This window comes from Sedimenticola selenatireducens (assembly GCF_963675335.2).
GTDB lineage: Bacteria > Pseudomonadota > Gammaproteobacteria > Chromatiales > Chromatiaceae > Sedimenticola > Sedimenticola selenatireducens.
In genome coordinates this window covers 1,416,167-1,441,812 of the sequence record NZ_CAXXYC010000004.1, presented here as the reverse complement: position 1 = coordinate 1,441,812, position 25,646 = coordinate 1,416,167, and the positions used below count along the sequence as shown (strand labels likewise).

Genomic DNA, 25,646 nt, shown 5'->3' with positions numbered 1-25,646 from the left:
GAAACGGTGGCGCACCCGACCCGTCGGGTTACGCTTTCGGCTGAGCAGACCTACCCCTGGTTCGGCGGCCGCACACTGCTATCCTCTTAACAGTCAGGCAGAGGATGGGGGCATCAAAATGGACATCGTCTCGCTCGTCAACGATCCGCGTATTCAGCAGATTCTTACGCACCCTGCCGACGAGGACGGCATCTGGCGCAGCGCACTGAAAAGGCTACTCGCCTCCGACATTCGGTTGACCCGGAAATCGGCCGGCGAATCCGCCATCAAGGCGTTGCAACGGCTGATGATTTTTCTCGGTTACTCCACCGCCGCCAGCGGCGCCTTTCTGATCGACGGCGACTTCGGCCGCGGGACCAACCGGGGGGTCGCCCAGTTCAAATACGACTACCAGCTCGGTGGAAAAATATCCCGCGCAGCGCTCTGTTATCCCTGTCAATGGAACAGCGCCGGTCGTCTGATCGATACTATCCCTGAGACCACCCTGGACCAGGCGACACTGCAGGCAATGCTGCTGGCGGCCTACCAGCGCTGTGAACACAATCAGGTGATGTCAGGCGACATCGACCTGGCGATCTTCCACCTCAACGCCCTGCATGAAAACCGCTTCCTCGATTGCCGCGCGATTCTGGATCGCTATGGCGATGCCGCCGTGGCCGCTTCACGGGCCCAACAACAGGAGGGGATCGACATCCGGCCCGAGTGGGTGCTGTCCATTATCCGCCAGGAGACAGCGGGGATTATCCGTCCACGCTTCGAACAGCACTATCTGTCGCGCCTCAACTCTCTCCATCCCGACAGCGATCTGGAGGAGCTGCGCATGCAGTCGATGAGCCTGGGGCTGGGCCAGATCATGGGGTGCAATTACCGCGCGGTTGGCGCGCCGGATGCGCGCACGCTGTTTACCGCCCCGGTCGATGAGCAGGTGGCCTATGTGGCGCGTTTCCTGAAGCCGCGCCGCACAGAGATCCAAAAGCAAAACCCCGCCGAGGCCGATTTTCACCGGGTCGCGCGATTCTACAATGGTCCGAAATACGCCGCCCACCACTACCACGAACGGTTGGCCCGCTGGTTCAGGGAGTTCCGTCTGCTGATGTCATGACGCCTGCCCGGCGGTCGGGTGAGCGCAGTCGTCCCAGGCGCAGGAACAGGCGATCGAACAGCAGCAGATGCAGTGTGGGGATAATCCATCCGATCAGGCCGATTCCCACGCCGATGGCCGCCCTGCGCAGAATCGAGCGCAACTTGAAAAACTGCATAATGCGCTTGCCGAAACGCTGGCCAAACAGGGCCAATACCAGGTAGCCGGCCAGCAACATCATCACGCCACCGGCCAGGTTGCCCAGGGTCAACGAGCGGTGCAGCCAACCCAGCAGGGCCTGTACCGATGCCGTCTCCATCAGGCTCATCTGTGGATTGTTGAGCAGCCCGTTGATGACCCAGTAGCCGAACCCGCCGAGCAGCAGCACGGCCAGCGTAACCGCCAGCGCCGCCAGCGCACCATGGAGGTGCCACACCTTGAAAAACTTCATATGCGAGACACCGAGGTGGCGGTCCAGGGCCGCCGCGCTGAGACCGTTCCCGGTCGTGGCGGTGGACTGCATCGCCCCATCCAGTTGACGGAAGGACCAGGGGCGGGTCACATCCCGTATCAACGGGAATGATTTCAGTGAGCCGGCCGCACGCGACATGGCGTGGTAACCACTGTTCATCAGTGCAAAGGCCTCCACATCGGTAAACGAATCCAGGTCGGTGCGCATCATGGCCAGGCGCTGTTGCACGTCCCTGCGTACGCCGTAACCGGTGACCGGTGCCGCCGTCGCCGGTTCGGCGGGCACCCCGCTCCCCTTCCAGTCGACCTCTTTCCCGTCCAGGCCCTGGGTCAGGTGCACATAGGTCATGCCCTTCAACTGCACACTGGATTTTCGTGCGTGCAGGTCTTCGTATTCACTGCCGCGTATGCGCCCCATCATTACCGACATACTGCGCAATACCGGACCCAGAATACCGCCGGCCGGATCGTCGTCGGGGTTCAACTGACCACTGGCATCGCTGACGATCATCACGGCGCAGTCCTGCTCAGTCAGCGCGGCCACACCCAGGTTGTCATATACCCCGCCGTCAACCAGCCGGATATTGTTCTGTTCATACAACCGCGGCAGTTCAATCGGCTCAAACAGGCCGGGCACACAGGAGGAGGCCGCCACCGCATGGCCAAGCCGGAAATGCCGATAGCGCGGTTCCGGCGCCTCCTGATAATAGAGCCGGCGCAGACGCGGGTTCTTGTCGAATTCACGGTTGACGATATTGGGTGACTCACCCATCCAGCTGACGGTGAACTGCCACAAGTGACCGGTATTCAGGGTGGTGGCATTGAGTACCAGCTGGGGAATCTTGTGACAGCGCCGCCAGTTGACATTGCCGGGGCGAAAGTCGTCAGCCTCGTCCGGCGGTTGAATGAACAACTCATCCAGGGAGCGTCGCTGCTGCCCGGCGTCATCAACCCGGCTATAGAGGTGTTTTTCATACAGCTCGCCCAGGTATTCGGTGCGTGAGTAGGTGGGCAGAAACAGCATCTTGAGATTGGCCCAGGGATTGGCCAGCACGCGCATACGCAGATTCTTCTGCACCCCGTCGAGAAAATCATTAATCAGCTTGTCCACCAGGTCGAGATAATCCTGCTGGCTGATTTCGTCATCCCGCAGGCCAGATTCTGTCGGCTCGGCCGGGCGCCGGGTGAACTGCATCAGGCGGCGCAGCTCCAGATAATAGTGGGCACCCACAATGGAGCCGCCGGAGACACAGGAGAGCACCTCCAGATGACGCAGCATGTCCAGCTCGGCCAGTCTGGCCAACACCCCCAGATGATAAAACGAGGCACGGAAACCGCCACCGGAGAGGGCCAGTCCGACCTTGCCCGAGGCGAGGGTCTGCATTGCCCGGCTGGCCGATTCGCCCATCAGTGAGACGATAGCCCGCCACGAGTCGGAGCTGTGAATCTTTTCCGAATCCTCTAGCGGGGATTGCACTTGCACCAGATGAACAAGCTGCTCAACCGTGCTTTTGCGCCACCAGTCCGGCACCCCGTCCAGTTGTGCAGCCCGCGTCAGCAGGCTGTCGGCACGCCCGGTCTCCCCCACGCCCAGGCAAGCCTCCGCCAGGGTTGCCAGCAGCCAGTAGTCCTGGCTGCCAGTCTGGTCGGCGGGCGGCAGGCGTGGGTCGAGTGCTTCGATAACTCTACGTCGCATCATCAAGGCATCGCTGCGTCGTGCCTGCGCGCTCTCGATGGCGTTGTTCACCGGGTAGGAGCGGCTCTCCAGCCAGGCCAGCACATCCTGGATATAGGCGGCATTGATGGCCGTGTAACCGGCATCCCCGGCAACCCCGCACTCAAATCCCCGCCGATAATAGTGCAGCGACTGTTCCAGCCACTGGCGCCGGTTATCAATACGCCAGCGTCTTTTGTACAGCGCGCCGACCAGGCCGAGGGTCTCCTGGTCCCGCGTTGTCCCAAGATCAAACTCCGACGCCAGCAGCTCCAGCGCCTGGTCAAATGCCGTCAGCTGCAACAGCGTGCAATCCTTATAGGTCGCCAGGGCCAGTCCCTGCACCAGGCGAATACGCTGGGCGCGCTGGATATCGCTACGCACCAGCACCTTGAGCAACAGGCGCCGGGCCCAGTAGTGGAGATCGACCTCAATCAGCTCCCTGGACAACCGGTCCACATCATCGACCGCCATGGCCCGACCACGCAGTACCGCCTGCGCCTTGCCAATCAGTGCTGAACTGATCTCCTTACGCTTTTCCACGATGCTGCAATCTCCCTTTGCCGGGAAACAGCCCCGACCTCAAACCGGTACCTGTGCACGGTCATAGGCTGAGTATAGTCGACCGCTTTCCGCACCATGCGTCACCCTTGTCAGACCCGGAGAGCCTGAATTGCCCACAATCCGATTCGATCTGCCGTTGCGAGATCAGTGGTCTACAATTTCAGTTGTGATCCGCAATGGCCCGATCAAGTGGTGAAATCCCCATTCAGGCGGACTGGCCTTGTGAATCACGGCATCAAAAACAGGGAGGGAGCGGCATGTTTTGTCCGGAGTGTGGAACAGAAAACCCAGACAATGCCCGATTCTGCGGCAACTGCCGGCATCCGCTGGCAAGCGCATCAGGCACCACCGGCAGCCACCAGACCGACCCGGTTATCGAGATCGGCGCAGACCCGGCGACCGTCTCGGATGGTATGAAATACGGGATACTGTTCGCTACCCTGTTCATTCCGTTCATCGGACTGATCATGGGCATCATCTACCTGGTGCAGGGTGAATCGGAGGCCAAAAAGGATGTGGGCAAGCTCTGGCTTTACGGCAGTATCGCGGTCATGGTTTTCTATCTCATCATCAGCGGTGAAATGTAACCGGGCGGGAAAGGTAAACCGATGAACAATCCGCCAGCCTTCATCACCCTGCGTCGTAACAAAACCAGCTCCAACCAGCTCCGGCAGTTCACCATCACCCTGGACAACCAGCCGGTCGGCAAGATCAAGTCGGGCCAGACCAAACAGTTCAAGGTGCCTGCCGGTCCCCATCTTATCGGCATCAAGCTGGACCTCTATAAAAGTCAGCCGCTGCAGATCCACCTGGCGCCGAATCAGACCCTTGAACTGGTTTGCGGGGACCGCTCACCGGAAAATCTGAAAGAGATTTTCAGTCTGAAAGGAATTGAAAAATCCATCAACTCAGTGATCAAGCCTGGCCAGTATCTCTATGTGGAAGCAACCGCGGACCAACCGCCATCGCCACCCCCACGGGCGGCGGCGCCCGTCACCACTCCGCCAGCCGGTGTGGCACGGAAAAAGTGCTCAGGTAGTATTTTCGTCTCCTATCGGCGCGAAGACAGTCGGGAAATCACCGGCAGAATCTGTGACCGTCTGATCAGTGAGTTTGGCAAGGAGACCATCTTTCGGGATGTCGACTCCATACCGGCCGGGGTCGATTTCCGCGAACATATCAGCAACACCATCGACCACTGCCACGTGCTGGTGGCGATTATCGGCAACCAGTGGCTGAACGCAAAAAATCCCAAGGGCGAACGCCGCCTGGAACTGGCCACGGATCCGCTTCGGATGGAGATCGAAACCGCCCTGAACAAAGCGATCCCGATCATCCCGGTACTGGTAAAAAACAGCACCATGCCCGATGCGGACGAGTTGCCGGAGAGCCTGCAGCTGCTGGCCTATCTCAACGCCATCCCCATACCCGGCGAGCCCTTTTTTCATAATGGCGTTGATCTGCTGATTGAGGCTCTCAACAAGAACATTTCACCGGACACACCGCTACCACAGGGCGCTCGGCTCAGATTCTGCATCCACTGCGGCACCGAACTGGTTGCCGGCAACCGGTTCTGCATCCAGTGCGGCCAACCGGCCGATGGCGGTGCTACTGCACGGTGATGGTGATCACTTCCGACGCCACTGGCGGATCATGCGGGACATGCGCCTTGTCCCCGAGGATCAGTTGCAGCGTGTGCTGGCCGGGGGTGAGGGTCAGTTCCGTCTGGGTCTGTCCACCGCCAAAGTGCTTGATATCCGTACCCAGCGGCTGGTCCATCATTGGCATCGCCTTGCCGTCCACCAGCAGGTGATGATGACCGGTGTTCTCCTTGTCGATGCCCGCAGGTGCGACGCCCATCCCTTTCAGGCCGAAATGCACGGTGAATGTACTCGGTACCGTGTCACCGTCAGCCGGTGAAATGATATAGACCGAAGCGTCCTCCGGCGAGGGCGTGCGTGCCATCTCCGCAAGCACGGGGGTGGTGATCAACAACAGTAACAGCAGCAGTGAGAGGTGATGCCTGTTCATAATCGCTCCTTGAATGCCACACACTAGACATTGCATTGCACGGCGAGGCCGGCAATGCAGATGTGGGATACACAGATTGATAATAGACGGGGAAACGGACGCCAATTACCTGGAAAAAGTGTGTCAATCGATAGCGTTATTCCGACACATGGATCAGTGCCGGCAGGCCAGCCCTGGCGCTGAAGGCATCGGGGCGATCAAACAGCACCTGCAGTTCATACAGCGGCCCAGTCTGGTCAACCTTCAGTGGCTCCAGTCCGATATGGCGTAACCTGGCATCCAGCTGCCGACCACCGATTTCAACCTGAACAACGCTGTCTTGTGTCAAACGAGCCGCCTGTTCGGCGCTGACCGCAGCCCGGGCCAGCAGCGGACTGTCCTGTGCCAGCTCGACCAGGGGCTCGGCGCGCAACCTACTTATCACCGCCTGCCCTGGCTGAGCGGTCACCGCGACCACCAACCCGGCAAAGGGTGCCGGGATACGGCTCTGCTGCAACAGCACGCGCGCCTCGGCCAGATCGGCCTGCGCCCTGTGCCAGGCAGCCCTGGCCCGCGCCTCGCCGATCTGGGCCAGTTGCAGGTCATGGTCCGACAGCACCGTGCGGTCATACAGTTCGGTGGCCCGTTGCAGCTCCCGCACGCCCTCCTCCCGGCTCTGCCGCGCCTCCTCCAATTCGGCCTCGGCACGGGCAATGCGTGCACGCAGGTGCTGGTCATCCAGCGCCACCAGAAGCTGGCCTTTCTCGACCCGTTGACCGGGTTGCACGGCGACACGGGCGATCACCCCCGAAACGCTCAGCCCCAGGGTGACCCGCTGGCTCCAGTCCAGGCTGGCGCGCAGGGTTTCCGCTACCGCAGCGGAGTGAAACGACAACATCACCAGCACTAGCAGTATCCGCTTCATTGTGGTTTTTCCTCTTCGATCATTGCCTCGGGTTTGATCAGCTGACCGCGCAGGGCATCAAGATTGGCCCAGGCCATGGCCAGCGCGTAATCGGCCTGCGCCTGCTGCAACTGGTAGTCGGATATCTGCGCCTGTGCATCACCCAGGTCCGATTTCACCTCCAACTCGTACAGGGCCCGGCTGCGGTCGATGTAGAGATCGCGGTAAGCGCCCAGGACCGCCAGCTCCTTCTGCCGGTTCTGCAGCACCTGGATCTCCAGCCACAGATCGAGTACCGCCTGGCGCAGCTCCAGCTCGCCGCTGGCCAGCAACGCCTGCCGTTGATGCAGGCGGGCAATCTGCCCGGCCAGCGCGGCATCATACCCGCTGCTGAACAGCGGCACCTCGATCACCAGGGCTGCGGCCAGCGGGTCACGGGTGCTGGTGACCCGGTTATAGGCTGCTGCCTCCAGCTCACCATGTATGGTCGGCCCATGATCGGTTTTCGCCGCACGCACGCCGGCCTGGGCCGCGGCCACCTGACGGCGCAGGGCGCGCAGACGCGGGTTGTTGTTCAGCACCTCTTCGGTCAGGGTAGCCACCTCGGGCAGCTCGCGTTCCAGCTGCAGGGGTGGACGGACCAGGGTACCGGAGAGTTGTTGCGGATGGTTCAGGCTGATGGCCAGCTTCAGTCGGCTGGCGCGCTGCCGGTTCCTGCTGCGCTGCCATTCGGTGCGCCGCTGCTGGAAAATACTCTCCAGCTCCAGCACCTCGATATCGGAAAGCTGTCCCTGCTCATTGCGCTGCCGGGCCTTGTCCCAGTGCAGATAACCCATGGTCATTGCTTCGTTATCGCGGTTGTACTCCAGGTCCGACAGCAACACGTCGAAATAGTCACGCATGATCTCCAGGCGACGCTGCTGGCGTACCTCCAGATAGGACCAGCGGCTGCCAGCCAGCGCGGCATCAGATGCCTCCCGGGTCGCTTCGCTGTGGCCAAAGTCGTACAGCCGCTTACGCATTTTCAGGCGCAGGCTGCTGTCGTTACTACTACTCTCGAGGGCACGATGGGAGGGATGTACCGCGCGTAATGAACCAGTAAGACCGACATTCCAGCCATCCTCAGACTCGCTCAACTCTTGCAGCGCAAGACTCTCATCCACCCTCGCCTGCTGCAGTGCCAGCGCAGGATGCGCCTCATCAGCCAGCGCCAGGGCGTACTCCAGAGTCAATGGCTCCGGCAGCCGCGCCTCCTCGGCATTCAGCACCGGCGCCAGCAACAACGCCAGCGGCCACAGCCGGCTGCGTATCCGTCTCTTCATTATCGATTTCCGCCGTTCATTGGGTTTGCAATCGAGCACGCTTGTAGCGGGTGAAACTCATCTCCCGGAACACCTCATCCACCACGTATTCGCCAAACCAGCGGAACTCCTCCGGCCCCTTGGTGGCACCGGTGTAGCGGGCTCCCTTGATCGGGTCGCCATTAAGATCAAAAAAAGCGAACACCGGGGTTGCCCGCACCCGGTTGCCCTTGAAGGCGAAATCCTTCTCGGTGGTGACATCGCCCTTGAAGTCGGTGATTTCCACATCACCCTCGATGTCGACGCTCAACACCAGGAAGTGCTGTTTGAAGTAATCCTGGATCTCCGGTTGATTCAGCACTGTCTGCTTCATGCGGTGGCAGAAGGGACACTCATCCATCTCGAACATGATCAGGACGGCCTTCTTGCCGCTCTGTCGGGCCGTCTCCAGCTCCTCGCGGAAATCACCCAGAGTCTGATCGAAGAAATTGCCGGGATCGCGCGGTACACCACCCTGGACCACCAGCATTACCAGGGAGAGCACCAGGCCCAGACCGAACCGTTGCACAGGTCGCATCGTCACACCTCCTCCTTAACCGCTGTCACACTTTTCTAGTTATCCGTCACCCCTCGCCCGCTGGAACGCAAAACACCCAGCAACCGTGAGGACATGGCCGCAGTATATCCGCTGATCCGCTGCCAAGAGATAGTGGTTTTCACCAATTGGCCTCCCCGGAATCACCAAAGCCGCGTGTCGCCCCCCCACGTGGGGGCGCGTATTGAAACAACTACCACACCGCGTTACCGTGCGCGATGTGGTTCCGGATACCGCATAAAATTCACCCATTGCTACATTGCGCAACAAAAGGAGCTTGTTACGCCATGAGACTCTCTCTTCATTTCTCTTTTTTAATGCTGTGCCTGATTGGTCTGTTCTTTCCCGGCAGTCCTGTCAGCGCTGATGCGCCCAAACTGATGCTGGCGACGGTGTGGAATCCAGGCGATGACCCAACCGGCTGGTGGCTGAGCGAGAAGTACGACGGGGTGCGCGGCTACTGGGACGGCACGCGGATGCTGAGCCGGGGCGGTGAGGCCCTTGCGCTACCGGTAACTTTCCGTACCAGCCTGCCGCCATTCCCGGTTGACGGTGAGCTATGGGCCGGGCGTGGCCGCTTCGCGGTGACGCTGGCGACCGTGCGTGACCGCAAACCCGGGCCAGGCTGGAAGGAGGTCCGCTACCTGATTTTCGATGCGCCGGGACAGGCGGGGCCATTTGAGGAGCGCATTAAGGTGATCGAGCAGTGGTTGGCGCAACAGCCACCTTCCTCCGTCAGGATTGCAACACAGACCCGCTGTACGGGACGGCCGCATTTGGAACAGGTGCTGGATACCATTGAGGCGCAGGATGGCGAGGGGGTCATGCTGCGCGCTGCCGCCTCCCCCTACCAGTCGGGACGCAGCGAGCATCTGCGCAAGTACAAGCGCTTTGACGACACCGAGGCAAAGGTGGTGGGTTACAACCCCGGCAAGGGTAAGTACACAGGGATGGTGGGTTCACTCAAAGTGGAACTGCCGGACGGCACCCGCTTTGCCGTCGGCTCGGGATTGAGTGATGCCGAACGGCGCGACCCGCCTTCTATCGGCAGCACCATTACCTTTAAGCACCACGGCTGGACCCGCCATGGCAAGCCGCGTTTTCCGGTGTTCTGGCGCATTCGCGGCGTGGCCCGCTAGAGGGTTATTCGCCTCCCAGCTACTCCCATTCCAGCTCGGTGTATACCTGTTGGGCGTTTCTTCCCGCCAGGGTTTCAAAATTGAGCAGGTAATTGTAGCGGGACTGGTCGACGGTACCGATTTTTGAAATGTCCCCGCCGTTGCCAAAAAACTCCGCCACGCTGTTGCGTAAGAACTTCAGGTAGCCGTAGGTATCTGCATCAGCCTTTTCGAGTGTGGTGGGGTGGCCATGGCCGGGCACTACCACATCGGGTGCAAAGGCCGCCATGGATTCATAGACCTTGATCCAGCTTTTGCTGTTGGACTGGCCGCCCACGCCCAGCATGCGCTCGGTATAGACGATATCGCCGGTGAACATCACCTGCTGTTCGGGCAGCCAGATATAGCTGTCACCCGGCGTGTGCGCCTGCCCGGCATGGTAGATTTCAAACACCACGCCACCGGTCTCAAACCGGGTTTTATCGCCGAAGGTCTGGTCTGCATAATTCGCCTCGGTTCCCGCCAGCCCCTCCTGGCCGACCAGGTTGCCCAGCAGGATGAACTGGTCCCGACTGCGGGCCCGCTGGTCAGCCACCGCATCCGCACTGGCCAGGACCTGGGCGCCCTGCTGTTTGAAATAACCGTTACCCATCCAGCGGTGGTCCTGACCGCCGCTGTTGATCACCGTGACAACGGGTTTATCGGTGACACTCTTGATCACCCGATGGAGTCGCTGCGCCCCCTGGAAGGTACCGCCGGAGTCGATCAGCACAACACCGGCCGCGGTGACGACAAAGCCAAAGGTGGCATTGTTGCCCAGGTTCTCCGGTGTGCGGTTCCCCAGCTCACCGACAATTGCATAGACATTGTCGGCAATCTTCTGCAGTGCCAAGTCATCCGCCGCGCTTGACGGGCTGGTTAACATGAACAGCATGACTGGGAGGAGGATACGGATAATCTTCATATAATTTTTTTGACCTTTTACTGACTACACCCGGGTATGGGTCGATCCATTTGTACACGCCAAGGGTGTCCAGTCAAGCCACGCCCAAACAGAGAAAACAGTGGCGGGGCTGGTTGGCATGACCGGGACATGATGTATTGGCAACCTGCCTGGGAAATCCGCTCCCGCCATTCACCACAAGGGCTTGCCCAGCTGTTCGGCAAAGGCGGAAAACATCATGTTGAAGCTGATACTGATACGCTCGCTGTCACTGCCGTTGGCATCGACCGAGTGTTCCAGCCAGGCGGGAAAGAGCAACAGGCTCCCGGGTTCCACCCGCACCACGACCTGATCGGTATTGGCGGCGGTCAGCGCTGTGACAGGTGGACGGATGATAGCGGTCTGTACCCGGGGATCGTGGAAGTTGATGGTGTCGGCACCCGCGGGGACGCGCAGATAATAGACGCCACTGAGGTAGTTGTTGGGGTGGCTGTGGCTGCGGTGGGCCGCGCCCGGAGGGTTCACGTTGGCCCAGCAACCGGTGATCTCGAACACGTCATAGCCAATCTTCAGATAGCGCAGGACACTGGCAATACTCTCATTGATGCAGCCTATCAGGGTGGCGCACTCCTGCTGCCGGTGCAGATCCTGTGGCGACTGCCAACCCCGGTCCGTTGCCCGTTCCGCGGGCGCGGGGCGGAGCCGGTCGAGCAGCGGGACAAGCTCGCCGCTTATCCGCTCCCGGGCCTCCGTGGTCAGATGGAATGTCCAGACCGGAGTCGGGAACAGGCCGAGCTGTTCCACCTTCGCCATCCAGGCTGGCAGCCGATTTTTGATCCCTGGGCCTTCTTTCATGCGCCCCTCCGGATGCCCCCGGGGGTTATACCGGATTCTTCCCCACGTGACTGGAGAGTACCCGAATGCGGTTGCCGGCCGGCTCCTGGATATTGAAGCTGGCATGGATTTTACCCGGCTCGATGGGTGAGGGATTCAGTCCGAGTTCGGCAAACCGGCGATGAGTCGCCTCCAGGTCATCCACCATCAGATCAAAATCGGCCTCGGCCGGGGTGAGCTGTTTTACCAGAGAGAGGACCAGGTGAGTACCGCCGCGCAGTTCAAAAACCGCGTATTCATCGCCCTGGGTCACCGGGCGCATACCAATCTGCCGCATGAACCCGGCGGTCTGAGCCAGCCGGTTGGTCGCCAGGAAAATATGACCCACCCAGAGCGGGGGCCGCTGATCGGTGTTATCCATCGCCATCACCTCTAACTGACAGACTGCTTCTTAAGCATAGTCCGTAGCAGGCGGGCCGATGACTCGGCCCATGGCTGTTAACCGAATCGATCGATGGCGCCCACGGGGCGCCCTACGGGTGCGACCATCGTAAGGGAGAGCTGGCACCCGGCTTGTATCGGTGAACCGCATCAATCACTACCGATACACGCCCATCCGTTACTCCTTCAGCCGTTCCGGATGCTCCTCGGCCAGATAGGCGCGCTCCACCTCGGTCAACTCGACGCGCTCGACGCCGCTGATCATGGTCTTGATGTAGTGCAGCGGGGTCTTGCCGGTGGTGGTCATGTAGATGTGGATAATGACGAAGGTGACCATCAGGAACGCCGCTGCGGTATGCAGAAAGGCGACCACGAACAGGCCATTGGCAGCGCCGGGGATCTCGTTCCAGAGATCGTACAGCAGGTAAATAATGCCGGTGAGCCAGAGCGCCGGACCAATCAGCACCATGAAGGTGAGATAGGCCAGCCCCTGCAGGGCATTCTGTTTGCGCCGCAGGGTCTTTTTGTGGGGATGATCCTCACCAAACAGGATACCCCAGGCGTAGTAGCGGATGACCGCGAACAACCCTTTGGTGTTGGGCAGGAACTGGCGCCAGTTGCCGGTGGTGAAATTCCAGAATGTGGTAAAGATCCACAGCAGGATCAGTGCAATGGCAGCGAAGGTGTGCAGCATCACCGCCTTGGAAAACGGCAGCAGATGGTGGGTACCGTGCAGGCCGAAACCGGTGAACGCCAGCAGGAAAATCAGCAGGGCCTGGGTCCAGTGCCAGAAGCGTTCATAACGGGTATAGATGGTTACTGCATGTTTCTCTCGTTTTGCCATGTCGATTACTCCCCGTCCTTGCAATGTTCGGTGACCCGCTTCTTGCACATCACAATCCTCACCATGCCGTGTCCAAGCGCCACCAACAACGCACCGATCACGGCCATATAGCCGAGTATGTCGAGCCAGCCGAAGCCGTCACGTCCCGGCATGTAGAAGCCGTTCAGCTCACTCAGGCGACCCTCTTTGGCGTGGCACTCGGCGCAGGCCAGCGCCTGCTCCTTGGGGGCCACCATGTGGGTGATGGGCCAATAGGAGACAGTGTCGATAAAACCGTGCTCCCCGGAGTAGGGTTTGCCGTTCCTCTCCATGCCCACCTTGATGGCGCGGCCGAAATCGTAGTTGCCCCAGAAAGAGTCCGGATCGTCGCCCCACAGGTGCATGTAGACCAGGGTGTTGTTGCCCTTGTCGTAGGGCTGGGTGGTGTGCATCTGCTTGAACGGCCAGATGCGGGATGCCGGGTCATCGTAGGCACCGTTGAAGCTGTTGATTTTTACCGGGCCCGCTTGCGGGTCGAATTTCGTGTCGATGGTGGTGTAGTTCATCACACCGTCAAACCAGGCGTAGCTGGGCTTCAGGTTTTCACCGTATTTAAAATCACCCTTAATCGATTTGTAGGTGGCGCGGTGTTCGCCGTTGCCCTGGGTGTACTCCTTCAGCTTGAAGCCTTCACCGTCCTTCAACTTGCCGGCGGTTCGCCAGTCCCAGTCGGTCTTGGTGGCGACACCGCCACGCGCAAAGGTGGGGATATGGCAGGTCTGGCAGGCGACCCGGTCGGTATGCCCGTTAAGCTTGACCGCTTTCAGGTTGTTGCCCGGATGGGGGGTGTCGCCGTGGCAGCTTTCACAAGTGGCCACCTGACGACGCTGTCCCGGCTTGCCGGTGCCCTCACTGTCCTTGGCATCCATGTTGTAGCGACTGCCGGACCACTGGTGTCCCTCCCCCTGGTGACACTCGGTACAGCTGAAATTGAGGCCCTGGGCGTCCATGTGCACATCCAGGGCCTTGTCCGGATGCTTCAGCGATGAATCCATATCACCATGCTTGACCCCGTCGCCACCGCCCCCATAAAAGTGGCAGGTGCCGCAGTTCGAGCGGTCGGGCAGGGCCACGCTCTGCGCCACCTTGGCCCAATCAATTGGCTGCTTGCCCTCGAACATGACGGAGCAGGCGGCATTACCCTGGGAGTTGGGGGTCCGGTAATAGCTGCCGGTGGCGTCATGACAGACCAGACAGTCGATGTTGCCCTGATCGCTGAAATCGAAGCTGTCGTCCTTCCAGCCATAACCGGCGTGACACTGGGCACACATCCCCTCGTTGCCCCGAGCATTGGTGCAGAAATTGTTGACCAGGTGCTTCTTGCCCAGAGTCTGGCCGGTCACCGGATGCTGGTATTCCCAGGTCCAGTGAATGCCTTTCATAAACTGATGACCCGCCTCGTTATGGCAGCCCAGGCACGCCTTGGTCACCTCCGGACCACTGCCGAAGGGTCCCTGCAGCTCCTTGAACTCCGCGTGATCGGCGGTGGAACTGCTGACCCGGACCACGGCCGGAGGGTCATCCGGCGACTTCAGGTGAGACTGGCTGGTATCGGCATATTCGTTAATACCCCGCTCGATCTCCGCCGCCGCATGGGCATCCGCCAGGATAAGCAAAGTGGGAAACAGCAACGCCAGCAACCAGGCCGCCGGATCGACTAATCGCTTGTTCGCATACATCATCGACACTTCCTTTGATTTATCAGCCAGTGCAGGAAGCCAGCTCCTGCACTATTTTTCCTATATGAACAGAGAAACCCTGTTCGATGCATTGATAATTCATAAAGAATGTGATTCTTTTCTACCTGACAAATCGAGTTGGGGCGTAGCCTGGCAAAATAAAATCCGGTATCGTTGCTTGCTCGTTTTTAATTGATTTTGGGTAGTGAACCATGAGCAAACCTTTTATCGCAGTTCTGATGGGATCCGACTCGGACCTGCCGGTTCTTCAGTCTACGATGGATGTTCTCAAGTCCCTCGGCATCCCGTTTGAGGCAAAAATCACCTCGGCGCACCGCACCCCGGACGTCACCCACAGCTACGTGAAGGACGCCGACACCCGGGGCTGTGCCGCCTTTATCTGCGCCGCCGGACTGGCAGCCCACCTGGCCGGCACCGTGGCCGGCCTGACCCTGAAACCGGTGATCGGCATCCCGCTGGACGCCGGCCCGCTACAGGGCATGGATGCACTGCTCTCCACCGTACAGATGCCCGGCGGCATTCCGGTAGCCACCGTGGCGGTGGGCAAGGCCGGCGCCAAGAATGCAGGCTATCTGGCGGCACAGATTCTGGCACTGTCGGACCCCGATCTGGCAACCAGGATCAGGGCAGACCGCGAGGCCAACGCAGCCGGAGTTATAGAGAAAGACGCCAAACTGCAGGCATCCCTCTAGACCAGGCGACGGATGAGCCATCCGACCATCCCCTGGAAACTGCGCGAGGCCGCACGCTGTGTCCGCAGCGGCGGCCTCATCGCTTACCCCACCGAGGCGGTCTTTGGCCTGGGTTGCGACCCCCTGAATGGGCAGGCGATGGAGAGACTGCTGAAATTGAAGCAGCGGCCGATTGCAAAGGGCGTGATTCTGATCGCTTCCGATTTCAACCAGCTCCGCCCCTTCATCAAACCCCTGGCCGAGCCATTGATGAACCGGATCTTTGCCAGCTGGCCGGGACCCAACACCTGGCTGCTGCCGGCCGCCGACCATCTGCCATATTGGCTGACCGGTATTCATGCCACCCTCGCCGTCAGGGTCACCGCCCATCCGCTGGCGGCTGCCCTGTGTCGGGCCTGCGAATCCCCCATCGTGTCCACCAGCGCCAACCGCAGCGGCCAGCATCCGGCCCGGTCCGCGCTGCAGGTGCGCCTGCGACTGGGCAATCACGTGGACTGCATCATCCATGCGCCGCTGGGAAAAAGTCGCGCCCCCTCGACCATCCGGGACGGCGCCACCGGCCGGATCATTCGCGGTTAATATCGCATAGGGGCATCACGCCCCACCAAGTCAGGGACAATATGTCGCGGATGAGTGGTCTGGTAGGAGCGGCGCCCTCGCCGCGAATTCGGCCCGGGGCGGGCCTCCTACAGATCAAACCCACTCCGGCGGCCAGCCGTTCCTACAAAAAGGCCACCCTTCATGCGGCAGGTCACCGGGACAGACAAAAAAAAACGGACTCATCTGGGAAGGGGATGAGCCCGAAAGCGCCGTTTTAAGCGCCGGAGGAGTTGCATTGAGGAGCTGAAATGACAGCCCCCTTAATGCGACGATGTACCCTTTGCAACATTGGGTTCAGCCTGGAGACGATCTTCAAAACCTTCACTGGTTATAGCGACTATCCTTGATAAAACTGTAGGCGTTTTTTTGACTTTCTGCTGTTTGTGCAAGGTCCAAATCTTCAGATTGCACTATTGTCAGCCACCTGTTTTACCCGGTTGTCGTTGAGCTCGGTAATTCGCTGGATCAGGCCGTGCATACCGCTGCGACGCACCTCTCTGGCAAAGCTGGAGCGGTAATTGGTGATCAGGCTGATCCCCTCGATCTTTACGTCATACGCCTTCCAGTCACCGTCCTGGATGTGCATGCGATAGACCACATCCACCGGCGGCGCACCCGTGCGCTTCACCTGGGTATGTACCGACACGTCACTGTCCCCTTCATTCATGCGCAGTGGGGTGTAGCTGATCTCCCAACCCTGGAATTCCTTGAAGGCAGTGGAGTAAGTCCTGACCAGCAGGCGCTGGAACTGAAGAGAAAACGCCTGTTTCTGCTCATCCGTGGCCCGGCGCCAGTATTTTCCCAGCACCAGGCTGGATACATGTCCGAAATCCACATGGGGAATCAGCACCTCATTGGCCAGTTGATAGACAAATGCCGGATCCTCCAGCATCCGCTCCTGGTTATTCATCAGAATCTGCTGCAGTTGATCCGAGATACGCTGAATCACCTGCTGAGGTCCGGCCAACTCTGTCGCGGCAACAGTGAGTGGCAGGCAGACAAGCAACATCAACAGAATAAACTGACGACGTGCAACTGAAATCAGAGCTGTTTTTCCCATGGTTATTGTCTCCGTAGGCCCTGTTGATCCCTTTCCAGGGTTAATTAGAATCTGTCCCGATAAGTGGGCAACCTAGTCTGTAGCGGACATCCGTTGACTTTCTTGAGCGTGTCCGGGCCGTTTTCCGGAAAAAAGAATTGGCTTCGGATAGGCGCCGACTACCACGGGAAGAGTGTAAGCCGTAGCCCCCAACACCCCTGCACAACTATCCCGAGAGAGCTGTAGGATTTTTCAGAAAGCCGGATTATCGCAATCCGCCCCGGGAATTTTTAGCCCAGATGCTGATCAATCCACTCATCAATCCAGTGGACGGCTCGCGCCCCACTGAAACGGCCCAACTCCTGTTTCCGATAAAACAGGATTACCGTGGGGAAACCCCGCAGGCGGAAATGACCGGCCAGTTTCATGTTGTCATCCACCTCCACCTTGGCCAGCAACACCTCCCCCGCACGCTCGTCTATCACCCGCTCCAGAGCGGGCGCCAGAGCCAGGCAGGGAGAACACCACTCGGCCCAGAAATCCACCAGGATCGGCCGCTTTTCCGACGCCTCCAGCACCTGCTGGTCAAACCCCTCGACATCCACATCAAATATATAGGGTGACTTTTGCATACCCGACTCCACGTACCACCGATCTGCTGACAAAAACCCGGGAAAGATAGCACATCCGGACAACTCTGAGTGGAGCCGCGCAGGGTGGTGCGGTATCGTATGGGACTGTTCAGCATATCCAGACCCTTCAACCGGCTGTACGATGGAGCTTCACCCATGCAGAGTAAAACCGCCCTATCCGCCCGCTATCCCGCCGCCCGTCCCCGCCGCATGCGCCGGGATGACTTTTCCCGCCGCCTGATGCGCGAAAACGGACTGACTCCGGCTGACTTTATCTACCCGGTGTTCGTCCTGGAAGGGAGCGGTGAGCGGGAGCCGGTGACCTCCATGCCCGGCGTGGAGCGCATGAGTATCGACCTGCTGGTCAAGGAGGCCAGGCAGGCGGCCGCACTGGGCATTCCCGCCATGGCGCTGTTTCCGGTCACCCCCCAGAGCGCCAAGTCGCTGGATGCGCGGGAGGCATTCAACCCGGATGGCTTGGCCCAACGTGCGGTGCGGGCGCTGAAGGACGCCCTGCCCGATCTGGGGGTGATAACCGACGTGGCGCTCGACCCCTTCACCACCCACGGCCAGGACGGCCTGCTGGACAAATCGGGTTACGTGATGAATGACGAGACGGTGGAGGTACTGGTGCGCCAGGCCATCTCCCATGCCGCTGCCGGCGCCGACGTGGTGGCTCCCTCCGATATGATGGACGGGCGCATCGGCGAGGTGCGCACGGCGCTGGAGTCGGCCGGCCATATCCATACCCGCATCCTTGCCTACTCGGCCAAGTACGCCTCCAGCTTCTATGGCCCGTTCCGCGACGCCGTGGGCTCGGCAGCCAATCTGGGCGGCGGTAACAAATACACCTACCAGATGGACCCGGCCAACTCCGACGAGGCGCTGCGCGAGGTGGAACTGGACCTGAATGAGGGCGCCGACATGGTGATGGTGAAGCCGGGCATGCCCTATCTGGATATCGTGCGTCGGGTAAAGGAGAACTTTGGCGTACCCACCTTCGCCTATCAGGTGAGCGGCGAATACGCCATGCTCAAGGCGGCCTCGATGAACGGCTGGCTGGATGAGCGGGCGGTGGTGCTGGAATCACTGCTCTGCTTCAAGCGGGCAGGCGCCGACGGCATCCTCACCTACTTCGCCAAAACGGCGGCCGAGTGGCTGGCGGAATAACCATCTGGGGGCGGTGTCGGGCCTGACGCCGCCCCCCCTTTTCCAACGCAGAACCAGACCATGACCGATAGATACGCCGTCATCGGCAACCCCATCGAACACAGCAAATCGCCACTGATCCACCGGGCCTTTGCCGAACAGACCGGCATGGACCTGACCTATGAGCGACTGCTTGGCCGCCTGGATGGATTCGACAAAGATGTGCGGAAGTTCTTCGCCGGCGGCGGGCGTGGACTCAATGTCACCGTCCCGTTCAAGGAGCAGGCCTGGGCGCTGGCGGATGAACGCACGCCCCGCGCCGGGAGCGCCGGGGCGGTCAACACCCTGGTCCCACTGGACGCTGGACGCCTGCGCGGTGACAACACCGACGGCGCCGGGCTGGTACGGGACCTGAGTGTCAATCACGGCTATCTGCTGAGCGGCTGCCGTATCCTGCTGCTGGGGGCCGGGGGTGCCTCGAAAGGGGTGGTGCGACCGCTACTGGAGTGCGGCCCGGAACAGTTGGTGATCGCCAACCGCACCGCCGACAAGGCGCGCCGGCTGGCCGCCACGTTGCAACCCCTGGGTCCGATACGGGGCTGTGGGCTGGATGAACTGGAGGGTGACCGGTTTGATCTGATCATTAACGGCACGGCGGCCGGTCTGCAGGGCGAGGTGCCGCCGCTACCCAGCGGTATCCTGACAGCCGGCGGCTGGACCTACGACATGGTGTACGCCAGCGAACCCACCGCCTTCGTGCGCTGGGGCCAGCGTCACCGGGCCGGCAAGGCGCTGGATGGCCTGGGCATGCTGGTGGAGCAGGCCGCCGAATCCTTCCTCCTGTGGCGCGGGGTGCGTCCCGACACCGCTCCGGTGATCGCCAGTCTGCGCTGAATACGTCCGTTGGCCGACCTCGGGAAACGACTCGACCGAGGAAGCGGCGGAAGCGGATGGAAAGTTGTAGGGTGGATAAGCATCGGCGCATCCACCCTACGGATTCGACGAAATATTACCTCACCACCGAAACATCAGCCGGCGCGGTATTTCTCCGCCAGCTTGACATAGTGGCCCGCCACATAGGGCAGAAAGGCCAGCTCCTCGTCGGTCAGTTTGCGCAGCCGCTTGGCGGGCGAGCCGCACCAGAGATATCCGCTTTCCAGCCGCTTCCCCTCGGTGACCAGGCTACCGGCCGCCAGGATAATGTCGGACTCCAGCACCGCCCCGTCCATCACGATCGAGCCCATGCCGATCAGGCAACGATCGCCGATGGTACAGCCGTGCAGCAGCACCTTGTGTCCCGCCGTCACATCATTGCCAATGGTCAGGGCGTGTCCGCCCGGCGAGGCCGGGTTGGCGTGAGTGACATGCAGCACACTGCCGTCCTGGATATTGGTGCGCTCACCGATGCGGATGCTGTTGACGTCACCGCGTACCGCTGTCATCGGCCAGATCGAGGCCTGGTCGCCAATCTCCACATCGCCGATGACCACCGCACTCGGATCAACCCAGACCGATTCACCCAGTTTGGGTACCATGCCGTCGAAGGGGCGGATATTGGACATGAGGATCTCCTGTTGCGGGCTTCAGTTGCGCGGAGCGGGTAGTCTACTGGGTCTGCTGCCGGAACAAAACCTTGGCGGCTGAACGGCACTTTAGCCGTTGATCCAAAACAGCTATGCTGTTCAGTAAAACTGATGTCAGGCGGAGGCTGAATGGAGCGGGACAACTGCCGTGGGATGGCGTTCGAGAGGCAGGAACGGGAACGGATCTGGCCCTCGGCCGACTACAGCCAGCAGGTGGAGCGGTTACGGCGGTCGATCGGTAGCGAGATCTATCTGGTGGAGCTGAAGCCGGAGGATATCCATATGGGCATCCGCTATTCGGACACCCCGTTCGAACTGATTGACGTACTGGAGTTCCCGCGTCCCGACCCGGCCCGGGGACTGGCCCCGCACCTGATCCTGCTGGACGACGGCCGGGGCATCAACCTGGGGCGTATCGCCCGCATCACCATTGACACCCCCTACAGTCCGCCGGTCGAGAACATCCTCTACCAGGAGTCCTTCCTGATGGATCGGCTGCTGCTGCGGGAGCGGCGCCTCAGTGAGGCCTCCATCGCGGAGCGTTCCAAACTGCTGCTGGGTTGCTTTCTGGGCAAGCGCATAGACAAGCGGCTGACACGGGAATAGTAGCGCTCCGCACCCCCTGTAAAGCATTCAGCGCCCCGGCCGACACAGTACCAGGCGCACCCAACATCTGCCGCCGTGGCGGGTGAAATAGCATGTAGCTGGAAGTGAGCCAATGCACCCCTTTTCAATTCGGCCGCGCATTTTCCAACAGACTGCGGATAGTATAGTGACCGCATAACAAAAAACGCTCATCTGGAGAGCCACTATGGAGATAGGTACATTTGTCACGCTGGGGATTCTAGTCGTCATCGCCTTCTATGGCATCGCCATCTACAACGGCCTGGTCAATCTGAAACACGGCGTCACCAAGGCGTGGGCCAATATCGATGTGCTGATGAAACAGCGCCACGACGAACTGCCCAAGCTGGTCGAGACCTGCAAGCAGTACATGCAGTATGAGCAGGAGACCCTGGAGCGGGTAATGCAGGCGCGGGCCGCCGTCTCCAGTGCCCGGGAGCAGGGCGATATCGGTGCCCTGGGTGGCGCGGAGAACCAGCTGCGCCTGGGACTGGGCAACCTGTTCGCGGTGGCCGAGGCCTATCCCGAGCTGAAGGCCAACGAGACCTTCCAGCACCTGCAGAGCCGCATCTCCGGCCTGGAGAACAGCATTGCCGACCGCCGCGAGTTCTACAACGAGAGCGTCAATAACAACAATGTTCGCATCGAGCAGTTCCCGGACCTGATCATTGCCCGGATGTTCAATTTCAAGGCCGCCGAGCTGCTAGAGTTCTCCGCCGAGGAGAAACAGGATGTGGACCTGAAATCCCTGTTCAACGGATGAGCCTGAGCGAACAGTTTATCCATCTATCTCACTTTGAGTTCTGGGCGCTGCAACTGTTCTGTACTGTTGCCGCCCTGGCCGGTCTCTATTACGCCTTTCGCTGGCTGGGTCGCGCCCGTCTGATCGAGGATGCGCCCACGGCGAGGATCCGCTCCGCCCATCAGGGCTATGTGGAGTTGGTGGGCAACGCCCGATTGATGGCGGGTGAACCGGTGTTTGCCCCACTGACCGGTATCGACTGTTGCTGGTACCGCTATAAGATCGAGAAAAGCGGCGACAAGAACTGGCGCACGGTGGAGAGCGATACCAGCGACGCCCTGTTCCTGCTGGAGGATGAGACCGGTCACTGCCTGATCGATCCCGAGGGGGCCGAGGTAACCCCCAGCGACCGCAGTGTCTGGTATGGCAGTGAGCGCTACCCGGTGAATCGCGCACCCGGCCGGCAGCGGGTGAAACAGACACCACTGCTGAAGCTGGCCCGATTCCTCAGCCAGGAGATCGGCAGTGGACGTTACCGCTATACCGAAGAGCGCCTCTACCCCGGCGACCGGCTCTATGCCATCGGCCTGTTCAAGAGCCTGGATGATCTGGATCACCGGCAGAGCCAGAGTGAGTGGATGCGGGGTCTGCTGCGCGAATGGAAACAGGACCGGGCGCAGCTGCTGGCCCGCTTCGACCTGAACCGCGATGGTCAGATCGATACGCGCGAGTGGGATATGGTACGCCAGACGGCACAGACCCAGGCACGCCTGGCCCATGCCGAACAGCAGCGCCATTTGGTGCAGCACACGCTGCGCTCGCCCAACTCCAGCCGCCACCCCTTCCTGCTCTCCACCCTGGCCGATTTTGAATTGGTGCGGCGTTTTCGGCTCAAGGCGTTCGGTGCCATCGCGCTGTTTTTCTTTGCCGGCAGTGCTGCCATCTGGTTGCTCAGCCTGCGCCCGGTCCAATAGTTCGTCTGACAGAGCGCCCCGTGGGCGGCGGGCACCACACTCACCCCGTGGGTGGATTTATGTCAGAATAACCACCCAAAGCCGTACTCATTGGAGAACCTGCACACCATGGATAACCCCCTGCTGCACCTGGAGGGACTGCCTCCCTTCAGCAAAATACGCGCCGAGCATGTGGAGCCGGCCATGGACCAACTGCTGGCCGAGAGCCGCGCCCTGACCGAGAGACTGCTGGCTCAGACACCACCCTTCACCTGGGCCAACCTGGTGGAACCACTGGAAATCATGGAGGACCGTATCAACCGCACCTGGTCCCCGGTCAGCCATCTCAACTCGGTGCTCAACAGCGACGCGCTGCGCCAGGCCTATAACGCCTGCCTGCCAAAACTCTCCGACTACGGCACCGAGATGGGCCAGAACGCCGCGCTCTGCGATGCCTACAAATCCGTGTATGAGAACGACGCCACACTGGACGGCGCGCAGCGCAAGCTGCTGGAAAACGCCCTGCGCGACTTCCACCTCTCCGGTGTCGACCTGCCGGCCGACAAAAAGCAGCGTTTCAAGGAGATCAGCCAGGAGCTCTCCAGTCTGACCAGCAAGTACAGCGAGAACGTGCTGGACGCCACCAACGCCTGGAGCAAGCTGATCGCCGATGCGACCGAGCTGGCCGGCCTGCCGGAGAGCGCCCTGGGCCTGGCCAAGCAGACCGCCGAACAGCGCGGCGAAAACGGCTGGCTACTGACCCTCGACTTCCCCTCCTACATGCCGGTGATGACCTATGCCGACAACCGGGCACTGCGCCGGGAACTGTACGAGGCCTACGCCACCCGCGCCTCGGACCAGGGACCACATGCCGGGCAGTGGGACAACAGCGCGGTGATGGAGCAGATCCTGCGGCTACGCCATGAGCAGTCGCAGGTCCTCGGCTTCGACAACTACGCCGAGCGCTCCATGGCGCGCAAAATGGCGCCCGGTACCGACCGGGTGATCGAGTTTCTAACCGATCTGGCAGAGCGTTCCCGCCCCCAGGCACAGAAGGAGCTGACGGAGCTCACCGACTTCGCCCGCGAGCAGCACGGCGTGACAGAGCTGGAGGCTTGGGACATCGGCTACTACGGCGAGAAACTGCGCCAGCACCGCTACGCCATCACCCAGGAAGAGCTGAAACCCTATTTCCCGGAGGACCGGGTGCTCAACGGCCTGTTCGCGGTGGTACATAAACTCTATGGCATCAAGATCAGTGAGGTCGCGGAATTTGAAGGCTGGCACCCCACGGTGCGCTTCTTCGAGATCCGCGATACCGACGGCCAGCTGCAGGGCCAGTTCTATCTCGATCTCTATGCCCGCCAGAACAAGCGCGGTGGCGCCTGGATGGACGAGTGCATCGTGCGCATGTTCACCCCCAGCTGCGACCAGATACCGGTCGCCTACCTGGTGTGCAATTTCTCGCCACCGGTCGGCGACAAGCCGGCCCTGTTCACCCATGACGAGGTGGAGACCCTGTTCCACGAGTTCGGCCACGGCCTGCATCATCTGCTGACCCGGGTCGACTATCCGGGAGTGGCCGGCATTAACGGCGTCGCCTGGGACGCTGTGGAGCTACCCAGCCAGTTCATGGAGAACTGGTGCTGGGAGCGCGAGGCGCTGGACCTGTTCGCCGCCCACTATGAGAGCGGCGAGCCGCTGCCCCAGGTGCTGTATGAAAAGATGATGGCGGCGAAGAATTTTCAGTCCGGCATGCAGATGGTGCGGCAACTGGAGTTCAGCCTGTTCGACTTCCGCATGCACCGCGAGTACGACCCGCAACAGGGTGGCCGGATCTATCAGATCCTCGGCGAAGTGCGCGATCAGGTGGCGGTAATCATCCCGCCCCCGTTCAACCGCTTCGCCCACGGCTTTTCGCACATCTTCGCCGGCGGTTACGCGGCCGGCTACTACAGCTACAAGTGGGCCGAGGTGCTCTCCGCCGACGCCTTCTCCCTGTTCGAGGAACACGGCATTTTCGACCGGGCGACCGGACAAGCATTTTTGCACAACATCCTGGAACAGGGTGGCTCCAAGGATGCCATGGAGCTGTTCGTCGCCTTCCGCGGTCGCGAGCCGCAGATCGAAGCCCTGTTGCGCCACAGCGGCATCAGCACATGAAGGGAAGCGGATGGAATGGCTTGCTGCTGACCCTGCTGATAAGTTTGGTATTAGTCGGCATGGCCCAGGGGGCACGCATCACCGACAAGCTGCTGGCCGGCCTCTACCCCGACCCGGACAGCACCGGAAAGCCCACCCGGGTACTACCCAGCGACACCCCGCTGGAGCGACTGGAAAAGCGCGGTGATTTTACCCGGGTACGACTGGGTGACGGCAGCGAGGGCTGGGTGGAGAGCCGCTTCATCACCGACGAGAAACCGGCCCGTATCATGCTGCTGGAGCTGCAGGCAAAGAACAGCCAGTTGCAGCAACAGCTGCGCGATGCCGAGCGCCAGCTCAAGGCGCTGGGAAAGGAGCAGCCCGGCGGGAACGGCAGCAGGGATGACCCGGAACTAAACGCGTTGAAACGGCAGCTGGCAGACGCCCAGGCGGAAAACGCCCTGCTGAAAAATGAACGGCCCACCGACAACGGCGCCGGCAATGACAGTGAAGCGCTGGCCCAGCGTATTGTCGAACTGGAGCAGCAGCTGGCGGAGACCGCCTCGAGTGAGGCGGAGCTGACCCGGGAGAGCAGCGCACTGGAAACCGCCCAACAGGTCAACCGGCAGCTCGAACAGCGCCTGCAACAGATCGCCCGGCTCGCCGGCGCAATGGAAACAACGACAGCGACCGAGGAGCCCTCAAGTGGCTTCAAGGCCTGGGAACTGCCTCTGTTGCTGCTGGCCATGTTGTTCAGCTTTATCGGTGGCGTGGCGTTCAAAAACTACCGCCTGGCAAAACGCTATGGCGGCTTCCGTATCTGACAGCCCAAGACGCTGGGGTCGGAGTCCGGCATGGCACCCTGTAGGAGGCCCGCCCAGGCTGATTTCGCAGCGAGGCGCCGCTCCTACAGGTTGATTTTTGCAACAAT

General features: G+C 60.8%; 26 protein-coding genes. 13 read left to right on the top strand and 13 right to left on the bottom strand.

Going from position 1 to position 25,646, the window contains the following annotated elements:
• Nucleotides 1-118 precede the first annotated feature (118 nt).
• Nucleotides 119-1,102 (top strand): N-acetylmuramidase domain-containing protein, encoded by a 984-nt coding sequence (locus ACHZBF_RS17870; RefSeq protein WP_084610275.1) that lies wholly within the window; start codon nucleotides 119-121, stop codon nucleotides 1,100-1,102.
• On the opposite strand, the gene ACHZBF_RS17865 is transcribed toward ACHZBF_RS17870, so the two are convergent.
• Nucleotides 1,074-3,809 carry a patatin-like phospholipase family protein gene (locus tag ACHZBF_RS17865; protein WP_321529173.1) on the bottom strand — a complete coding sequence of 912 codons (2,736 nt, stop codon included), beginning with the start codon at nucleotides 3,807-3,809 and terminating at the stop codon, nucleotides 1,074-1,076. The genes ACHZBF_RS17870 and ACHZBF_RS17865 overlap by 29 nt on opposite strands.
• A gap of 197 nt (nucleotides 3,810-4,006) precedes the next feature.
• Here ACHZBF_RS17865 and ACHZBF_RS17860 point away from each other — a divergent pair, with 197 nt between their 5' ends.
• Both ACHZBF_RS17860 and ACHZBF_RS17855 read left to right on the top strand, forming a co-directional pair.
• Entirely contained in the window at nucleotides 4,007-4,417 is a 411-nt protein-coding gene (locus ACHZBF_RS17860) for a zinc ribbon domain-containing protein (RefSeq protein WP_084610273.1), read from the top strand.
• 21 nt (nucleotides 4,418-4,438) lie between these two features.
• The gene (locus tag ACHZBF_RS17855; RefSeq protein WP_321529172.1) at nucleotides 4,439-5,452 is read left to right on the top strand and encodes a TIR domain-containing protein; all 1,014 of its coding nucleotides are present in this window, start codon (nucleotides 4,439-4,441) and stop codon (nucleotides 5,450-5,452) included.
• Here the strand turns inward: ACHZBF_RS17855 and ACHZBF_RS17850 are convergent.
• The 4 genes from ACHZBF_RS17850 to ACHZBF_RS17835 all read right to left on the bottom strand — a co-directional run bounded on the left by ACHZBF_RS17850 (nucleotide 5,439) and on the right by ACHZBF_RS17835 (nucleotide 8,622).
• On the bottom strand, nucleotides 5,439-5,861 hold the full coding sequence (locus ACHZBF_RS17850; protein ID WP_029134849.1) for a DUF4399 domain-containing protein: 423 nt from the start codon (nucleotides 5,859-5,861) through the stop codon (nucleotides 5,439-5,441). The two genes, ACHZBF_RS17855 and ACHZBF_RS17850, sit on opposite strands and share 14 nt — an antisense overlap.
• A 136-nt stretch (nucleotides 5,862-5,997) precedes the next feature.
• Nucleotides 5,998-6,765: an efflux RND transporter periplasmic adaptor subunit gene (locus ACHZBF_RS17845; protein WP_321529171.1), complete on the bottom strand. Its 768-nt coding sequence runs from the start codon at nucleotides 6,763-6,765 to the stop codon at nucleotides 5,998-6,000.
• Nucleotides 6,762-8,066: a TolC family protein gene (locus tag ACHZBF_RS17840; RefSeq protein WP_051302683.1), complete on the bottom strand. Its 1,305-nt coding sequence runs from the start codon at nucleotides 8,064-8,066 to the stop codon at nucleotides 6,762-6,764. Before ACHZBF_RS17840 ends, ACHZBF_RS17845 begins: the two co-directional genes overlap by 4 nt.
• Nucleotides 8,067-8,082: 16 nt before the next feature.
• The gene (locus ACHZBF_RS17835; RefSeq protein WP_084610272.1) at nucleotides 8,083-8,622 is read right to left on the bottom strand and encodes a thioredoxin family protein; all 540 of its coding nucleotides are present in this window, start codon (nucleotides 8,620-8,622) and stop codon (nucleotides 8,083-8,085) included.
• Between the two features lie 305 nt (nucleotides 8,623-8,927).
• Between ACHZBF_RS17835 and ACHZBF_RS17830 the strand changes: the two genes are divergently transcribed.
• Complete coding sequence (locus tag ACHZBF_RS17830; protein WP_321529170.1) at nucleotides 8,928-9,779, top strand: DNA ligase; 852 nt, start codon at nucleotides 8,928-8,930, stop codon at nucleotides 9,777-9,779.
• Nucleotides 9,780-9,798: 19 nt separating this feature from the next.
• Here the strand turns inward: ACHZBF_RS17830 and ACHZBF_RS17825 are convergent, their stop codons facing one another.
• The 5 genes from ACHZBF_RS17825 to ACHZBF_RS17805 all read right to left on the bottom strand — a co-directional run bounded on the left by ACHZBF_RS17825 (nucleotide 9,799) and on the right by ACHZBF_RS17805 (nucleotide 14,541).
• On the bottom strand, nucleotides 9,799-10,722 hold the full coding sequence (locus ACHZBF_RS17825; RefSeq protein WP_273440441.1) for an MBL fold metallo-hydrolase: 924 nt from the start codon (nucleotides 10,720-10,722) through the stop codon (nucleotides 9,799-9,801).
• A gap of 171 nt (nucleotides 10,723-10,893) precedes the next feature.
• Complete coding sequence (locus tag ACHZBF_RS17820) at nucleotides 10,894-11,556, bottom strand: 2OG-Fe(II) oxygenase family protein (protein ID WP_321529169.1); 663 nt, start codon at nucleotides 11,554-11,556, stop codon at nucleotides 10,894-10,896.
• 25 nt (nucleotides 11,557-11,581) lie between these two features.
• Nucleotides 11,582-11,956, bottom strand: coding sequence for a VOC family protein (locus ACHZBF_RS17815; protein WP_037376129.1), 375 nt, complete (start codon nucleotides 11,954-11,956; stop codon nucleotides 11,582-11,584).
• A gap of 198 nt (nucleotides 11,957-12,154) precedes the next feature.
• Nucleotides 12,155-12,820: a cytochrome b/b6 domain-containing protein gene (locus ACHZBF_RS17810; RefSeq protein ID WP_029134836.1), complete on the bottom strand. Its 666-nt coding sequence runs from the start codon at nucleotides 12,818-12,820 to the stop codon at nucleotides 12,155-12,157.
• A gap of 5 nt (nucleotides 12,821-12,825) precedes the next feature.
• Nucleotides 12,826-14,541 carry a tetrathionate reductase family octaheme c-type cytochrome gene (locus tag ACHZBF_RS17805; RefSeq protein ID WP_245621797.1) on the bottom strand — a complete coding sequence of 572 codons (1,716 nt, stop codon included), beginning with the start codon at nucleotides 14,539-14,541 and terminating at the stop codon, nucleotides 12,826-12,828.
• Between the two features lie 209 nt (nucleotides 14,542-14,750).
• Between ACHZBF_RS17805 and purE the strand changes: the two genes are divergently transcribed.
• Both purE and tsaC read left to right on the top strand, forming a co-directional pair.
• Nucleotides 14,751-15,251 (top strand): 5-(carboxyamino)imidazole ribonucleotide mutase, encoded by a 501-nt coding sequence (gene purE / locus ACHZBF_RS17800; RefSeq protein ID WP_029134834.1) that lies wholly within the window; start codon nucleotides 14,751-14,753, stop codon nucleotides 15,249-15,251.
• Nucleotides 15,252-15,263: 12 nt separating this feature from the next.
• Nucleotides 15,264-15,830, top strand: a complete 567-nt coding sequence (gene tsaC / locus ACHZBF_RS17795; protein WP_321529168.1) for an L-threonylcarbamoyladenylate synthase type 1 TsaC — start codon at nucleotides 15,264-15,266, stop codon at nucleotides 15,828-15,830.
• 421 nt (nucleotides 15,831-16,251) lie between these two features.
• Here tsaC and ACHZBF_RS17790 read toward each other — a convergent pair whose 3' ends face one another.
• Together ACHZBF_RS17790 and ACHZBF_RS17785 are read right to left on the bottom strand one after the other, a co-directional pair.
• The gene (locus ACHZBF_RS17790) at nucleotides 16,252-16,911 is read right to left on the bottom strand and encodes an MlaC/ttg2D family ABC transporter substrate-binding protein (RefSeq protein ID WP_273440437.1); all 660 of its coding nucleotides are present in this window, start codon (nucleotides 16,909-16,911) and stop codon (nucleotides 16,252-16,254) included.
• A gap of 269 nt (nucleotides 16,912-17,180) precedes the next feature.
• Nucleotides 17,181-17,522 (bottom strand): thioredoxin family protein, encoded by a 342-nt coding sequence (locus ACHZBF_RS17785; RefSeq protein WP_029134832.1) that lies wholly within the window; start codon nucleotides 17,520-17,522, stop codon nucleotides 17,181-17,183.
• Nucleotides 17,523-17,678: 156 nt separating this feature from the next.
• Between ACHZBF_RS17785 and hemB the strand changes: the two genes are divergently transcribed.
• Complete coding sequence (hemB, locus tag ACHZBF_RS17780) at nucleotides 17,679-18,692, top strand: porphobilinogen synthase (RefSeq protein WP_029134831.1); 1,014 nt, start codon at nucleotides 17,679-17,681, stop codon at nucleotides 18,690-18,692.
• Nucleotides 18,693-18,752: 60 nt separating this feature from the next.
• Nucleotides 18,753-19,565 (top strand): shikimate dehydrogenase, encoded by an 813-nt coding sequence (gene aroE, locus ACHZBF_RS17775; protein ID WP_029134830.1) that lies wholly within the window; start codon nucleotides 18,753-18,755, stop codon nucleotides 19,563-19,565.
• Between the two features lie 134 nt (nucleotides 19,566-19,699).
• Here the strand turns inward: aroE and ACHZBF_RS17770 are convergent, their stop codons facing one another.
• The gene (locus tag ACHZBF_RS17770) at nucleotides 19,700-20,233 is read right to left on the bottom strand and encodes a gamma carbonic anhydrase family protein (RefSeq protein ID WP_273440434.1); all 534 of its coding nucleotides are present in this window, start codon (nucleotides 20,231-20,233) and stop codon (nucleotides 19,700-19,702) included.
• Nucleotides 20,234-20,383: 150 nt separating this feature from the next.
• Here ACHZBF_RS17770 and ACHZBF_RS17765 point away from each other — a divergent pair, with 150 nt between their 5' ends.
• The 5 genes from ACHZBF_RS17765 (at nucleotide 20,384) to ACHZBF_RS17745 (ending at nucleotide 25,539) form a co-directional block, all read left to right on the top strand.
• Nucleotides 20,384-20,860, top strand: a complete 477-nt coding sequence (locus ACHZBF_RS17765) for a hypothetical protein (protein WP_321529167.1) — start codon at nucleotides 20,384-20,386, stop codon at nucleotides 20,858-20,860.
• 205 nt (nucleotides 20,861-21,065) lie between these two features.
• Complete coding sequence (locus ACHZBF_RS17760) at nucleotides 21,066-21,641, top strand: LemA family protein (RefSeq protein ID WP_029134827.1); 576 nt, start codon at nucleotides 21,066-21,068, stop codon at nucleotides 21,639-21,641.
• Nucleotides 21,638-22,594, top strand: a complete 957-nt coding sequence (locus ACHZBF_RS17755) for a GIDE domain-containing protein (protein ID WP_321529166.1) — start codon at nucleotides 21,638-21,640, stop codon at nucleotides 22,592-22,594. The genes ACHZBF_RS17760 and ACHZBF_RS17755 overlap by 4 nt, the downstream gene beginning before the upstream one ends.
• A 108-nt stretch (nucleotides 22,595-22,702) precedes the next feature.
• Nucleotides 22,703-24,736: an oligopeptidase A gene (gene prlC, locus ACHZBF_RS17750; RefSeq protein ID WP_321529165.1), complete on the top strand. Its 2,034-nt coding sequence runs from the start codon at nucleotides 22,703-22,705 to the stop codon at nucleotides 24,734-24,736.
• Nucleotides 24,733-25,539 carry a TIGR04211 family SH3 domain-containing protein gene (locus tag ACHZBF_RS17745; protein ID WP_321529164.1) on the top strand — a complete coding sequence of 269 codons (807 nt, stop codon included), beginning with the start codon at nucleotides 24,733-24,735 and terminating at the stop codon, nucleotides 25,537-25,539. The genes prlC and ACHZBF_RS17745 overlap by 4 nt, the downstream gene beginning before the upstream one ends.
• Nucleotides 25,540-25,646 lie beyond the last annotated feature (107 nt).